Origin of the sequence: Nocardia sp. No.11, assembly GCF_038752175.1 — a bacterium.
In the GTDB taxonomy this organism is placed as follows: domain Bacteria; phylum Actinomycetota; class Actinomycetes; order Mycobacteriales; family Mycobacteriaceae; genus Nocardia; species Nocardia canadensis.
Genome location: NZ_JBCGFB010000146.1, coordinates 1 through 13,802, shown reverse-complemented (window position 1 = coordinate 13,802; position 13,802 = coordinate 1). Strand labels below are relative to the sequence as shown.

General features: G+C 69.7%; 17 protein-coding genes and 1 pseudogene. 5 read left to right on the top strand and 13 right to left on the bottom strand.

Annotation, left to right across the window (positions count from 1 at the left end):
* The 3 genes and pseudogenes from V8688_RS28150 to V8688_RS28140 all read right to left on the bottom strand — a co-directional run.
* Positions 1-435 (bottom strand): annotated as a pseudogene (locus V8688_RS28150) (protein translocase subunit SecD); the annotation flags it as partial.
* A gap of 105 nt (positions 436-540) precedes the next feature.
* Positions 541-882, bottom strand: a complete 342-nt coding sequence (gene yajC / locus V8688_RS28145; RefSeq protein ID WP_218721110.1) for a preprotein translocase subunit YajC — start codon at positions 880-882, stop codon at positions 541-543.
* Positions 883-990: 108 nt separating this feature from the next.
* Positions 991-2,481, bottom strand: coding sequence for an NAD(P)/FAD-dependent oxidoreductase (locus V8688_RS28140; RefSeq protein ID WP_342802060.1), 1,491 nt, complete (start codon positions 2,479-2,481; stop codon positions 991-993).
* A 77-nt stretch (positions 2,482-2,558) separates the two neighbouring features.
* Here V8688_RS28140 and V8688_RS28135 point away from each other — a divergent pair, with 77 nt between their 5' ends.
* Both V8688_RS28135 and V8688_RS28130 read left to right on the top strand, forming a co-directional pair.
* A complete protein-coding gene (locus tag V8688_RS28135; RefSeq protein WP_308248645.1) occupies positions 2,559-3,188 on the top strand; it encodes a TetR/AcrR family transcriptional regulator in 630 nt (209 codons plus the stop codon).
* 36 nt (positions 3,189-3,224) lie between these two features.
* Positions 3,225-3,803, top strand: a complete 579-nt coding sequence (locus tag V8688_RS28130) for a DivIVA domain-containing protein (protein WP_218721113.1) — start codon at positions 3,225-3,227, stop codon at positions 3,801-3,803.
* 13 nt (positions 3,804-3,816) lie between these two features.
* Here V8688_RS28130 and V8688_RS28125 read toward each other — a convergent pair whose 3' ends face one another.
* The 6 genes from V8688_RS28125 to V8688_RS28100 form a co-directional block, all read right to left on the bottom strand.
* A complete protein-coding gene (locus V8688_RS28125; RefSeq protein WP_308248646.1) occupies positions 3,817-4,329 on the bottom strand; it encodes a GtrA family protein in 513 nt (170 codons plus the stop codon).
* A 43-nt stretch (positions 4,330-4,372) separates the two neighbouring features.
* Complete coding sequence (gene ruvB, locus V8688_RS28120; protein WP_218721114.1) at positions 4,373-5,470, bottom strand: Holliday junction branch migration DNA helicase RuvB; 1,098 nt, start codon at positions 5,468-5,470, stop codon at positions 4,373-4,375.
* Between the two features lie 3 nt (positions 5,471-5,473).
* The gene (ruvA, locus tag V8688_RS28115) at positions 5,474-6,073 is read right to left on the bottom strand and encodes a Holliday junction branch migration protein RuvA (protein ID WP_218721115.1); all 600 of its coding nucleotides are present in this window, start codon (positions 6,071-6,073) and stop codon (positions 5,474-5,476) included.
* The gene (gene ruvC, locus V8688_RS28110) at positions 6,070-6,639 is read right to left on the bottom strand and encodes a crossover junction endodeoxyribonuclease RuvC (protein ID WP_218721171.1); all 570 of its coding nucleotides are present in this window, start codon (positions 6,637-6,639) and stop codon (positions 6,070-6,072) included. Before ruvC ends, ruvA begins: the two co-directional genes overlap by 4 nt.
* Positions 6,640-6,749: 110 nt before the next feature.
* On the bottom strand, positions 6,750-7,262 hold the full coding sequence (locus V8688_RS28105; protein WP_342802059.1) for an MmpS family transport accessory protein: 513 nt from the start codon (positions 7,260-7,262) through the stop codon (positions 6,750-6,752).
* A gap of 50 nt (positions 7,263-7,312) precedes the next feature.
* Complete coding sequence (locus V8688_RS28100) at positions 7,313-7,822, bottom strand: O-acetyl-ADP-ribose deacetylase (protein ID WP_342802058.1); 510 nt, start codon at positions 7,820-7,822, stop codon at positions 7,313-7,315.
* Between the two features lie 105 nt (positions 7,823-7,927).
* Here V8688_RS28100 and V8688_RS28095 point away from each other — a divergent pair, with 105 nt between their 5' ends.
* A complete protein-coding gene (locus V8688_RS28095) occupies positions 7,928-8,428 on the top strand; it encodes an SRPBCC domain-containing protein (RefSeq protein ID WP_218721118.1) in 501 nt (166 codons plus the stop codon).
* Positions 8,429-8,492: 64 nt separating this feature from the next.
* Here the strand turns inward: V8688_RS28095 and V8688_RS28090 are convergent, their stop codons facing one another.
* Complete coding sequence (locus V8688_RS28090; RefSeq protein WP_218721119.1) at positions 8,493-9,248, bottom strand: YebC/PmpR family DNA-binding transcriptional regulator; 756 nt, start codon at positions 9,246-9,248, stop codon at positions 8,493-8,495.
* Between the two features lie 92 nt (positions 9,249-9,340).
* The gene (gene pdxT, locus V8688_RS28085; RefSeq protein ID WP_316575442.1) at positions 9,341-9,961 is read right to left on the bottom strand and encodes a pyridoxal 5'-phosphate synthase glutaminase subunit PdxT; all 621 of its coding nucleotides are present in this window, start codon (positions 9,959-9,961) and stop codon (positions 9,341-9,343) included.
* A gap of 212 nt (positions 9,962-10,173) precedes the next feature.
* On the opposite strand from pdxT, the gene V8688_RS28080 reads away from it, so the two are divergent.
* Positions 10,174-11,868, top strand: a complete 1,695-nt coding sequence (locus V8688_RS28080; RefSeq protein WP_342802061.1) for an APC family permease — start codon at positions 10,174-10,176, stop codon at positions 11,866-11,868.
* 9 nt (positions 11,869-11,877) lie between these two features.
* Here the strand turns inward: V8688_RS28080 and V8688_RS28075 are convergent, their stop codons facing one another.
* The gene (locus V8688_RS28075) at positions 11,878-12,699 is read right to left on the bottom strand and encodes an acyl-CoA thioesterase II (protein ID WP_218721121.1); all 822 of its coding nucleotides are present in this window, start codon (positions 12,697-12,699) and stop codon (positions 11,878-11,880) included.
* 79 nt (positions 12,700-12,778) lie between these two features.
* Between V8688_RS28075 and V8688_RS28070 the strand changes: the two genes are divergently transcribed.
* Positions 12,779-13,393: a hypothetical protein gene (locus tag V8688_RS28070; RefSeq protein WP_342802057.1), complete on the top strand. Its 615-nt coding sequence runs from the start codon at positions 12,779-12,781 to the stop codon at positions 13,391-13,393.
* A 79-nt stretch (positions 13,394-13,472) separates the two neighbouring features.
* Here the strand turns inward: V8688_RS28070 and V8688_RS28065 are convergent.
* Positions 13,473-13,802: hypothetical protein (locus tag V8688_RS28065; protein WP_342802056.1), on the bottom strand; the 330-nt coding region annotated here is incomplete at its 5' end.

Below are 13,802 nucleotides of genomic sequence, written 5' to 3'. Positions count from 1 at the left end.
GGTCGGCGTCCCGCCCTGGGCCGGCGGCACCTGCGGCGCGGCGCCACCGGCCTGTGGCTGCGTCGCGGCCAGCACCGGCCGGATGTACAGCTTGGCGGTGGTGGCCAGCGCGCGGGCCTGCTGGCTGTCCTCACCGGGCACCGTGATGACGAGGTTGTCGCCGTCGATGACCACTTCGGAGCCGGAGACGCCGAGACCGTTGACGCGGTTCTCGATGATCTCCTGGGCCTTCTTCAGGCTGTCCTGGCTGGGCCTGCTGCCGTCGGGGGTGCGCGCGGTCAGGGTGACGCGGGTACCGCCCTGCAGGTCGATGCCGAGCTTGGGCGTGGGGGAATGGTCACCGGTGAAGAACACCAGCGCGTAGATCACGGCCAGCAGCGCGGCGTAGACGCCGAGCAACCGGTACGGATGCGCCGATCCCTGGGAAGGTGGCACAGCAGGTCATCTCCTAGGCGGAAGTCGAGGTCGGAACGGGTGGGCACGACGATGCCCGCGCCGGTGCGTTCCGCAGCGCGGGGCACCGGCGACGAGGGAACGCGATCAGTCCTTGGTCAGCCGGGTCTCGGTCTGCTCCGCGGACTCCTCGACGGTGGCGTCGGTCGCGGGGGTGGTTTCCTCGACCGCCTGCTCGTCGGCCCGGACCTCGCGGATCGCCTGACGCAGCCAGGTGGTGACGACGTCCTCGGCGATCTCCAGGTCGACGGTGGTGTCGTCGAGGTCGACGACGGTGCCGTACAGGCCCGACGTGGTGACGACCTGGTCACCCACCTTCAGACCCTCCTGCATCGACGAGACCTTCTCGGCCTCCCGCTTCTGTTTGCGGATACCGAAGAACATCGGCACGAGCAGGGCGAGGATCAGCAGCGGAAACAGGAAGTCCATCGTCGAAGTCAGTCCCTAGTCAGTGGTGGACGGGCAAGTACGCCTGACAGTCTGCCAGTTCTCCGCCGTGGCGACACACCGGACACCGTCACGACCTCCGCGCGCCGCTCAGGCGGTGCGGCCGTAGGTGTAGTCGTCGAGCGGGAAGCTGACCGCCTCACGGTGCGCGTCGGCGGTGCTGGTCGGGCGCAGCAGCGCCGCCTCACCGTGCTGATTGAAGTAGTAGCTGCGCGCGCCGGCGCAGTCACCCCCGTAGAACACCGAGGAGCCCAGCTTGTCGGTGACCCGGTCCAGGAACTCGGCGTTGGCCCGCTCGGTGACCTCGAAGGTCTGTTCGCCGCGCCGGAACAGCTCGGTGAACAGCCTGCCCATGTGCTTCATCTGGGCCTCGATGGTGGTGAAGTACGACAGCCCGCTGTAGGAGTAGGGGCTGTTGAGGCTGAGGAAGTTGGGGAACTTGGGCACGGTGATGCCCTCGTAGGCCTGGAAGCGGTTGTCGCGCCAGAACTTGCCGAGATTCACCCCGTCCCGGCCGACGATCTCGATGGCCGGGAAGTTCACGTCCCACAGATTGAAGCCGGTGGCCAGCAGCAATGTGTCGATCTCGGTCTTGTGCCCGTCGGCGGTGACGATGCCGTCGGGTTCGACATGGTCGATCGAGTTCGTCTCCAGTCGCACGTGCGGCTTGTTGAACGTCTTGAAGTAGGTGTTGGAAAACGTCGGGCGCTTGCAGCCGAAGTCGTAGTGCGGGGTCAGCTGGGCCCGGGTCTTCGGGTCGCGGACCTGCGCGAACAGGTGCGCCTTGGCCAGGGCGGCGGCCGCCTTGTTCAGCGGTTTGGCCTGCGCGTAGTGCAGCACGCCGACGACCATCAGGGCCTCGAGCATGCTCGTGTTGGCCAGCCGTGCCACCTTCTGGGTGAGCGGCACCTTGGCGAACAGTTCCTGGACGGCGCCGGGAATCGGGGCGTCGATCTTGGGCACCACCCAGATGGGCGTGCGCTGGAACACGGTCAGCGCGTCGACCCGCTCGGCCACCTCGGGCACCAGCTGGACCGCGGTGGCGCCGGTGCCGATCACGGCGGCCCTGCGTCCGGTCAGGTCGTAGCTGTCGTCCCAGTCGGTGGTGTGGATGATCTTGCCCGCGAAGGACTCGATGCCGGGGAACGGCGGGGTGTAGGGCTGGGACAGGAACCCGGTGGCCGCGAGCAGGTAGCGCGCGGTGACCGTCTCGCCGCCGGCGATCGAGACCACCCACTGCTGGTTGTCCTCGTCCCAGCGGGCACCGTCGACGGTGGTCCCGAACCGCATCCGCCTGCGCAGGTCGTATTTGTCGGCCACGTGCTCGGCGTACTTCTTGAGCTCGGCGCCGGGGGCGAACAGCCGGGTCCAGTGCGGATTCGGCTCGAAGGAATAGGAGTAGGTCACCGAGGCGATGTCGACCGCCAGGCCGGGATACCGGTTCACATGCCAGGTGCCGCCCAGGTCGTCCTCACGCTCGAGGATCACGAAATCGTGCAGTCCGAGCCGGTCGAGCTCGATCGCGGCGCCGATGCCGCCGAAACCCGCCCCGACCACGACCGCGTCCCATTGAGGTGCCACGCCGAACCTCCACATCATCAGGTGTCTGTTACAGAATGACACATCATTCCGCCGGCGGCGACAGTAACATCGGCCCGGTGACGAAGCCATCCGCCCGCGTCGAACAGCGCAAAGCCGAATTGCGCAGGGAGATCATCGACACCGCGTTCGACTGCTTCTCCGAGAAGGGCTATCACGCCACCGGCATCGCCGATATCGCCGTACGCCTCGGCATCGGGCACGGCACCTTCTACCGCTACTTCGCCAACAAGCGCGACATCATCGACCACGTCATCGACGACGTGACCGGCCGCGTGTTCACCGCGCTGGCCACCGATCTCAGCCCCGAGACCGCGACCACCCTCGACGAGTACACCGCGTTGCTGGACCGGATCGGCGATTCGCTCAATCGCGTGCTGCTCGACGACCCCCGGGTGCCGCAGTTGCTGCTGGTCCACGCGACCGGCATCGACGACGAGCTGACCGCGCGGGTGTTCGGTCTGCTCGACTCCACCGAGGTCGTCATCGCCGGCTACCTGGACCACGGCGTGCGGTGCGGTTACCTGCGCCCGGATCTGGATACTCCCACCACAGCGAAAGCGGCGCTGGGGATGGTGGTCGCGGGCATCGTGCACGGCATGCGAACCCCTGATCCGGCGCTGCTTGCGGTGTACAGTCACGCGGTACGGCGGCTGTTCATCGAAGGCGTCCGAGTTGCTGCGCGATGACGAAAACCCGTGGGATAGAAGGGCAATCCTGACACAATGACCGCTGTGACGCCCGACGATGTGAGCCGCACCCACTTCGCCATGCCGACCCTGGGCCATCGTGGCTACCACGCCGACGAGGTCGACGCGTTCCTCGAGCTGGTCTCGGCCACCCTGGACGGGCAGGGCGTCCTCACCGCCGACGACATCCGGCACGTGCACTTCGGCGCACCGCGTTTCGGTGGTCGCGGCTATCAGGCCGATCAGGTCGACGACTTCCTCGACCGGGTCCGCACCGAACTCGAATACCGCCAGAAGGGCGGCGCGCCGGTCCCGGCGGCCCGGCCCGGCGACGGTGTGGCCGAGATGCTCACCCCGGACGACGTGCACCGCATGCGGTTCAGTCAGTCGGCGGTCGGCAGGCGCGGCTACCACGAGGAGGAGGTCGACGCCTTCCTCGACCTGGTCGCCGCGACCCTGGCGCACAACGGCCCGGGCAGCCTGACCGCCGCCGATGTGCGCGGCGTGCGGTTCACCGACACCCGCCTGGGCACCCGCGGCTACTCCCGCGAGGAGGTAGACGCCTTCGTCGATCTGGTCATCACCGCGCTAGAGCACGTCGAACGCAGGCAGTGACCACCGGGGCGGATCAGCCCTGGATGCTGTGCAGTTCGGCCTCGCGCAGGTCGTCGGGGAAGACGTAGCGACGGAACGCCCAGAACCGGAACGCCATCGCCAGCAGCACGCCCAGGATCTGCCCCGACACGAAGTTGGCCACCGCCTGCACCACCGGATCCACGTGCGGCACCCGCAGATTCAGCACGTACAGCGAGATCGCCTGCGGGATCATCGTGACGCCGATGCCCAGCGCGCTGACGGTGAAGAACAACGCCGCCTCGTGACTGCGCTGCCTGCCGCCGCGGGTGCGGAAGGACCACTCCCGATTGAGGATGTAGGAGGCGATGGTCGCGATCAGCGCGCCGAGCAGGCGCGCGGTCAGCGGCTTGTCGCCGAGCACGGTCAGCTTCACCGCGTACACGACCCCGGTGTCGATGAACCAGGTGATCGCGCCGACGACCGCGAACTTCAGGAGCTCCCGATGCTTCAGGAGCAGGGAACGCAACGGCTCGGGGAATCGCTGCACCACCGCATGGACTGCCACCCGGCCGACAGTAGACGACGATCGGGTGCCTCGCCCAGCGGGCTCAGTCGAGCAGGTCCATGCTCGGGTGCGGTTCGCGCCCCCGTACTTCGATGGCGCCGATGACCAGATCCGGCGGCGGCACCAGCCCGAGATGCTCCCACGCCCCCGCGGTCGCGACCCGGCCGCGCGGGGTGCGGGCGACGAGTCCGGCACGCACCAGGAACGGCTCGCACACCTCCTCGACGGTGGCCGCTTCCTCGCCGACGGCGACCGCGAGCGTGGACACACCCACCGGTCCCCCACCGAACCCGCGCACCAGCGCGCCGAGCACGGCGCGGTCGAGCCGGTCCAGACCGAGCGCGTCGACGTCGTAGACCTCGAGCGCGGCCATCGCGATCGGGTGGGTGATCACGCCGTCGGCCCTGACCTCGGCGAAGTCGCGGACGCGGCGCAGCAGGCGGTTGGCGATGCGCGGGGTGCCCCGGGAGCGGCCCGCCACCTCGGCGGCGGCGTCGTGGTCGATCCGCACACCGAGGATGCGCGCCGAGCGCTGCAGGATCCGCAGCAGTTCGGCGGGATCGTAGAAGTCCATGTGGCCGGTGAAGCCGAAACGATCGCGCAGCGGACCGGTCAGCGCGCCGGAGCGGGTGGTGGCGCCGACGAGGGTGAACGGGGCGATGTCGAGCGGAATCGAGGTCGCGCCGGGGCCCTTGCCGACCACCACGTCGACCCGGAAGTCCTCCATCGCCAGGTACAGCATCTCCTCGGCGGGGCGGGCCATCCGGTGGATCTCGTCGATGAACAGCACATCGCCTTCGACCAGGTTGGACAGCATCGCGGCGAGGTCGCCCGCGCGTTCCAGGGCGGGGCCGGACGTGATGCGCAGCGCGGTGCCGAGTTCGGCGGCGATGATCATCGCCATGCTGGTCTTGCCCAGGCCGGGCGGTCCCGAGAGCAGGACGTGATCGGGTGTGGCGCCACGCTGCCGGGCGCCGCGCAGCACCAGGGCGAGCTGCTCGCGCACACGCGGCTGACCGATGAAGTCGTCGAGCGAGGTGGGGCGCAGACCGGTCTCGGCTTCGCCGTCGGAGTGCAGATACCGCGCGGTGAGGGCGGAATCGTCGGGGTCGCCTGCCGCGAGCTCGACATCGTCGTCCATGGCCTACCTGTTCTTGCCGAGCAGGCCGAGAGCGGCGCGCAGGGCGACGGAGGTGGTCGCGGTGGGCTGGTCGGCCAAGACGGCGTCGACGGCCGGTTCGGCCTGCTTCACGGGGAATCCGAGCCCGACGAGCGCCTCGGTGACCTGTTCACGCACCGGGGTGACCGGGACCTGCGCGCCGGGCGGACCGGCGGGCACCGGCACCAGGTTCACCTTGTCGCGCAGTTCGACGACCATCCGTTCGGCACCGCGCTTGCCGATACCGGGCACCCGGGTGAGCGCGGCGACATTGCTCTCGGCCAGCGCCTTGCGCAGCGCCTCCGGTTCGAGCACGGCCAGCACCGCCATCGCCAGCCGGGGGCCGACGCCGGACACCGTCTGCAACAGGCCGAACAGGTCGCGAGCCTCGGTGTCGGCGAAGCCGAACAGGGTCATCGAGTCCTCGCGCACGATCATCGCCGTGTAGAGGCGGGTCTCCTCGCCGCGGCTGAGCCCGGCCAACGTCGCGGGGGTGGCGTTGAGCCGGTAGCCGACGCCGGCGGCCTCGATCACCACATGATCGAGCGCGATCTCGAGTACCTCGCCGCGTACCGACGCGATCACCCGCGCACCACCTTTCGTTGTTCGGCCAGCCGTTGTTCGTAGCGGCGGCGGACCTCGTCCGCCTGCGCCTGCGCGGCCGCCATCCGGTCCATCAGCGGCGCCCGCCAACAATGACAGATCGCCAGGGCGAGCGCGTCGGCGGCGTCGGCGGGTTTCGGGGCGACCCGCAGCCCGAGGATCCGAGTCACCATGGCGGTGACCTGCGCCTTGTCGGCGGTGCCGTTGCCGGTGACCGCGGCCTTGACCTCACTGGGCGTATGGAAGGCGACCTTGATCCCGCGCCGGGCCGCGGCCAGCGCGATCACCCCGCCCGCCTGCGCGGTCCCCATCGCGGTACGCACGTTGTGCTGGGCGAAGACTCGCTCGATCGCGACGGCCTCGGGCCGATGCGTGTCCATCCACTCCTCGGCCGCGTCGGCCACGGCCATCAGCCGCAGCGCCAGCTCCGCCTCCGGCGGCGTCCGCACCACCCCGACATCGAGCGCGACGACCTTGCGCCCCGGCCCACTGTCCACCATGCTGAGCCCGCACCGGGTGAGCCCGGGATCGACGCCCATCACCCGCACCGGCAGCCCCTTCGAAGACACGAACAGTTGTTCGAAAGTCTAGAGCATTCTCCCGCCCCACCCGACCAGCGACACGGGCGGCGGCCCGCCGCCACCCGTGCGCCGCGCGGTCAGTCGATGGTGACGCTGCAGGTGACGAAGCCGAAGGAGCCGGTGGAGGTGTCCTCGTCGAGAACCTTGCCGTCACGCAGGATCCGGCAGCTGACGGTGCCTTCCTCCATGCCTGTCGTCGTCACGGTGATGCTGCCCATCTTCGCGAAACCGGAGACGGTGACGTCCTTGCGCCAGGGCACGCTCGACCCGTTCGCGGTGTTCTGGTCGAAATCGCCGCTGTAGTAGGTGATGTCGACCTGCGAGGCGGTGCCGTTCACCTCGTAGACCAGGTCGGCGCTGCTGTTGACCTCTTTGTCGACCTGCCAGGCCGCCACGCCGATGATCGCCGCGCACCCACCCCCGAGCAGGACGAGCACCAGCACGACACCGCCGACGATCCACGGCCAGACCGGCTTCTTCTTCGGCGGCTGCGGATACCCGTAGTTCGGCGGATACCCACCCTGCGGATATCCGCCCTGGCCCTGCGGATATCCACCCTGATACGGCGGCGGTGGCGGCTGATAGGTCATCGGTCCCCCTCGGGCACAAGCGGATAGAGCCAGGACACTACCCGACGGGACTAATCCAGCGCGGCAACAAAGACCGCGAGCGCGCGATCGTCGAACAGGACGAAGCGCACCTCGTCGACGGCCGGGCCTGCCGCGCGCACGGTCTCGACGGCGATGCGGGCGCCGTCGTCCATCGGCCAGCCGAAGATGCCGGTGGAGATGGCCGGGAACGCCACCGTGCGCGCGCCCAGTTCGGTGGCCACGCGCAGGGATTGGCGGTAGCAGGAGGCCAGCAGGGCCGAGCGGTCCTCGGTGGCCGACCAGACCGGACCGACGGTGTGGATCACCCAGCGCGCGGGCAGCCGACCCGCGGTTGTCGCCACCGCCTGCCCGGTGGCCAGGCCCTTCCCGTAGTGCGAGGCGCGCAGGTCACGGCACGCGGACAGGATCTCGGGTCCGCCCTTGCGGTGGATCGCGCCGTCGACGCCGCCACCGCCGAGCAGCGAGGAGTTGGCGGCGTTGACCACCGCGTCGACGCGCTGTTCGGTGATGTCGCCGCATACCGCCTCGATCCGGGTCATGGGTCCATTGTGCTGGCCGCGCCGAGCGCGACACCAGCGGATATCGCGGCGTACCGTCGACACCGTCGCCGATCGTCGCTCCACCCGAGCCGAGGAGAACCGCGCATGCCCACACCCACCGGCGAGATCCAGCCGACGCCCGACGGTCGTGATCTGGTGATCACGCGGTCGCTGGGCCTGCCGATCGAGGAGGTGTGGGCGCGGCTGACCGACCCGCACCTGACCGCGGGCTGGTACGGCACCTGGGAGGGGCAGGCGGGCACCGGCAACACCATCAGGGTGCAGATGCGGTTCGAGGAGGGCGAACCGTGGACGGGGATGAACATCGACGAGTGCACCCCGCCGATCCACCTGGGCCTGTCCTCGACCGACCAGATCGGCGTGTGGCGGCTGGAAGTGACGCTGCTCGACACCGGGGCGGCCACCGACGTGCGCCTGGTCCATCACCTCACCTCGGAGTACCAGCTGGCCGAGATCCCGCAGATCGGTCCCGGATGGGAGTACTACGCGGACATGTTCGTGGCCGCCTGCACCCAGACCGAGCGACCGAGCTTCGCCGACTACTACCCGGCGATGGCGGCCTACTACACCGAGCGCGCGTCCTAGCCGGAACACGCACCGCCCCGGCCGAAATCCCGGCCGGGGCGGTGCGTGAGCGATGCGCGAGTTCCTACTCGTCGTCGAGCTGGGCGGCGACCTCGTCGGAGATATCGACGTTGGTGTAGACGTTCTGCACGTCGTCGCTGTCCTCGAGCGCGTCGACCAGCTTGAGCACCTTGCGGGCGCCCTCGGCGTCGACCGCGACCGAGACCGAAGCCTGGAAGCCGGACTCGGCGGAGTCGTAGTCGATGCCCGCGGCCTGCAGGGCGCTGCGCACGGCGATCAGATCGCCGGGCTCGCTGATGATCTCGAAGGCCTCACCGTGGTCGTTGACCTCTTCGGCGCCCGCGTCGAGCACGACCTCGAGGATGTCGTCCTCGGTCAGGCCGTTCTTCTCGAGGGTCACCACGCCCTTGCGACCGAACAGGTAGGCCACCGAACCCGGATCGGCCATGTTGCCGCCGTTGCGGGTCATCGCGACGCGGACCTCGCCTGCGGCGCGGTTGCGGTTGTCGGTGAGGCACTCGATCAGCACGGCGACACCGTTGGGGCCGTAGCCCTCGTACATGATCGTCTGCCAGTCGGCGCCGCCGGCTTCCTCGCCGCCGCCACGCTTGCGGGCGCGCTCGATGTTGTCGTTGGGGACCGACGACTTCTTCGCCTTCTGGATGGCGTCGTACAGCGTCGGGTTACCCGCAGGGTCACTACCACCAGTGCGGGCCGCCACCTCGATGTTCTTGATCAGCTTGGCGAAGAGTTTGCCGCGCTTGGCGTCGATTCCCGCCTTCTTGTGCTTGGTGGTGGCCCATTTGGAGTGGCCGCTCATGCCCTACTTCCTTCAGGTCGGTTGCGCGTCTGCCCGGGCGGACAAGCTCGATCCAGCCTACTCGGGCCGCGGGCGCGCAGTGGCCGCGGGCGTTACCGTGCCGAACGAACCAGGTCGACGAACAGCTCGTGCACCCGCAGATCGCCGGTCACCTCGGGATGGAACGAGGTCGCCACGACGTTGCCCTGCCGGGCGGCGACGATGCGGCCCCGGGCCGGACCGTGCGGCACCCGGGCCAGTACCTCCACGCCCTCACCGACCCGTTCGACCCACGGGGCGCGGATGAACACGGCCCGTACCGGCGTGTCGAGGCCGGTGAAATCGAGATCGGTCTCGAACGAGTCGACCTGGCGGCCGAAGGCGTTGCGGCGCACCGTCATATCGATGCCGGACAGGTGCTGGGCGTCGGGCCTGGTGTCGAGCACCTCCGAGGCCAGCAGGATCATGCCCGCGCAGGAGCCGAAGGCGGGCAGCCCGTCGCGCAGCCGGGCGCGCAGCGGCTCGAGCAGATCGAAGGCCTGCAGCAGCTTGGAGATCGCGGTCGACTCGCCGCCGGGCAGCACCAGCCCGTCGACGGCAGCCAGCTCCGATTCGCGCCGCACCAGCACCGCGTCGGCGCCACAGTGCTCCAGCGCGGCAACGTGTTCGCGCACGTCACCCTGGAGCGCGAGGACGCCGATGGTCGGCCGGGCGGCAGCGGAGGATGCGTTCACAGGCGCTGAGCTTACGAGCCGGTCCGATGTGCGCCCGCTCACGGTCGCCGTCAAGGTTGTGTCAACGCCGGGGTAGGTTCCGGCGGTTCGGCCCGACACTCACAAGGGTGATCGCACTACTGCCGCGCGGGAGCTCCGGACCTGCGCCGTTCGTCTCGCGCCGACGCGGGCTCACCGTCTCCACCGGCCTGGCCGGGCTGTCCCTGGACGCGATGGCGTCGGTCTCCTACGGTCCCGAGGCGATCGTGCTGGTGCTGGCGACCGCGGGTGGCCTCGGCCTCGGCATGACCCTGCCGGTCACGCTGGCCATCGCGGCGCTGCTCGCGGTCCTCATCGCGTCCTACCGCCAGGTCATCGCGGCGTTCCCCGACGGCGGCGGCGCCTACGCGGTGGCCGAACGCCACCTCGGGCATCGCGCCGGCCTGCTGGCGGCGGCCGCGCTGATCGTCGACTACGTGCTGAATGTCGCCGTCTCCCTCGCTGCCGGCGTCGCCGCGCTGACCTCGGCGTTTCCCGCGCTGCACGGGTACGCGGTGTGGATCTGCCTGGCGGTGCTGGTCGGTATCACCGCACTGAATCTGCTCGGTATCACCGAGAGTGCCCGCGCGTTCATGGTGCCGACGGCGGTGTTCGTCGCCGGCATCTTCGCGGTGATCATCGGCGGGCTGCTGCGCTCCGAACCCGCCGCCGTCACCGCCGGGACGGCGGCGGTGAGCGATATCCACACCGTCGGCGTGCTGCTGGTGCTCAAGGCGTTCTCCAGCGGGTGCGCGGCGCTGACCGGTGTGGAGGCGATCGCCAATGCGGTGCCGAGCTTCCAGGAACCCCGGGTGCGGCGCGCCCAGCGGGCCGAGGTCGCGCTGGGCCTGCTGCTCGGGACGATGCTGATCGGTCTGGCTGTCCTGATCGAGAAGTTCTCGCTGCGGCCGATCGCGGGCACCACCGTGCTCTCGCAGCTCACGGAGGCGGCGCTGGGGCACGACGTCGGCTACTACGTCGTGCAGTTCGCGACGGTGGTACTGCTGGCGCTGGCGGCCAACACCTCCTACGGCGGCCTGCCGACGCTGACCCGGCTGCTCGCCGACGACAACTGCCTGCCACACCGTTTCGCCGTCGCCACCCCGCGTCAGGTGTATCGCTACGGCGTGCTGACCCTCGGCGTGAGCGCCGCGGTGCTGCTGGTGGCCGCCGGGGGCGAGATGAACGCGCTGGTGCCGCTGTTCGCGATCGGCGTGTTCGTCGGCTTCACCATCGCCCAGACCGGCATGGTCCGGCACTGGTGGCAGATCAGGTCCGACGGCTGGCGATGGCGGCTCGCGCTCAACGGCTTCGGCGCGCTGCTGACCTTCGTCGCCGCTGTGGTCACCACCGCGATGAAGCTCACCGAGGGCGCCTGGCTGATCGTGCTGGTCCTGCCCGCGCTGATGCTCGGCATGGAGCGAATCCGACACACCTACACCAAGATCGAGCACTCTCGGGGCGTGGTCGGCGTCCTGCCCGCGCGGCCGCGCCGCACGGGCACCGCGATCATCGTGCCGATCGCCGAGGTGTGTGAGCTCAGCCGGGAGGCGCTGTCGGCGGCCCTGTCGATCGGTGACGACGTGACCGCGGTGCATGTCTGCCTACCGGGTGAGTCGACGGCCGCGTTCGCCGCGGCGTGGGAGGCGTGGCATCCCGAGGTGCGCCTGGTCCTGCTCGAGGACAGCGACGCGACCGTCGGCGGACCCGTCGCCGCCTACGTGCGCGCGCATTTCGCGGGCAGGCGCAAGGTCGTCGTCATCGCCGAGGTCGATCCGCCCTCGGGCTGGAACCGTGTCGTGCCCAGCCACCGCAGCGACGAGCTCGAGCGGGTCCTGCGCAGGATGACCGACACCGTGGTGTGTCACCTGCGTGTGCAGGTGCGCTGAGACCCCGGCCTACTTGTGGCGCGGGGTCCGGATCAGACCCTCCTGGACGACCGCGGCGACGAGGTTGCCCTCGCGGTCCCAGATCTTGCCGCCGGTCAGCGCGCGGCCGAAGCCCGCCGAGGGCGAGGACTGGTCGTAGAGCAGCCATTCGTCGGCGCGGAACGGGCGCAGGAACCACATGGCGTGGTCGAGCGAGGCGTCCTGGGTGGGTTCGCCGGGATGGGCCACCTTGGACGAGCCGAGCAGCGTCATATCGCTCATGTAGGCGAGGGTGCAGACGTGGAACAGCGGGTCGTCGGGCAGCTTGTGGCGGTACCGGAACCACACCTGCTGCTGGGAGACATAGCCCTCGCGCTGGGCGACCTGCTCGGACGGGACCGTGCGGATGTCCCAGTGCTCCCACTCCCGCATCGCCCACAGCCGCTCGGGACTCATGGTGACGCTGGCATCGGGCAGCTCGTCGGGGCCCTCCACCGTCGGCATCACGTCCTGGTGCTCGGGCCCCTCGTCACCGCGGTGGAACGAGGCCGACATCGTGAAGATCGCCTGCCCGTCCTGCACGCCGGTGACCCGGCGGGTGCAGAAGGACCGTCCGTCACGGATGCGTTCGACCAGGTAGACGGTGGGTTCCTCCGGATTGCCCGGTCGCAGGAAGTAGCCGTGCAACGAGTGCACCTGGAAGGCGGGGTCGACGGTGCGCACCGCCGAGACCAGCGCCCGGCCCGCGACCTGACCGCCGAAGGTGCGCGTCAGCTGGGATTCGGTGGCCGCACCACGGAAGATGTCCCGTTCCAGCTGCTCGATCTCGAGCGCCTCTTCGATAGTCGCCATGCGCTCGAGATTATCCCGTCGCCGACCGTCTGGTCTGTCCGGCTCGGCACCGGGCCCCGGAATTTGCTGTGATAGTGCCGTGCCGTCGTTCACGCCCACCTCCCCCACCGCCGTGGCGGGACTCGTCGCCGACCGGGTGGCCACGCTGCCGGGGCGGCGCGTGCTCGCCGTCGATGGCGCCGACGCGGCGGCACCGGTCGAGCTGGCCCGCCGGATCGCCGCCACGCTCACCGAACGGGGACGCTCGGCCGAGGTGGTCGCGCTGCACGATTTCGTCCGCCCGGCCTCGCTGCGCATGGAATACGGCCGCGACGACGCATGGTCTTATCGCACAGCCTGGTTCGACTACGACGCGGTCCGCCGCGAGCTCCTCGACGCGCTCCGGGCGAACGGTCGCTGGCTGCCCGCGCTCTGGGACGAGGCCCGCGATCGGTCGGCCAGGGCCGCCCTGCGCCCGGCGCAGGCCGATCTGGTGCTGGTACTGGCCGGGCCGATGCTGCTGGGCCGCGGCCTGGAATTCGATCTCACCGTGCGGCTGGAGCTGAGCGAGCAGGCGGCGCTGCGCCGCACGCCGCCCGCGGAGCAGTGGACACTGCCCGCCCTGCGCGATCACGCCGCCGAACAGCCCGAGACCGCCACCTGGACGGTGCGCTGGGACCACCCCGACCGGGCGGCGCTGCGGGTCGGCCCGTAACACGCTGTCGCCCTGCGACTTTCCCCGGACAGCGCAAAGCCCCGGCCGGTAGTCCGGCCGGGGCTCTCGGTTCCCGCGCTCAGGCGCAGGCGACCGACTGCTGCCCCAGATTGGTCAGCATCCCGCACGCCCAGGTCTTCTGGACCTTCCACTTACCGTCCTCGGCCACGAACGGCACATCCACCACATTGGTCTGACCGTTGAGCGTGAAATTCGCCTTCGCGTTCACACTGTCACCGAACGAGGTCACCTCCGTGACCTGCACCTGCACATTGGCATCCTTGGCCGCCTGCGCCAACCGGTTCGGCAACTCCGGATCCGCCGAACCACCCTGCACGAAATCCAGCTTCTGCTCGTTCGGGATCGACGGATCCAACGCCGTGGTCAGCTGCTCGTTGAGCTGCTCGAC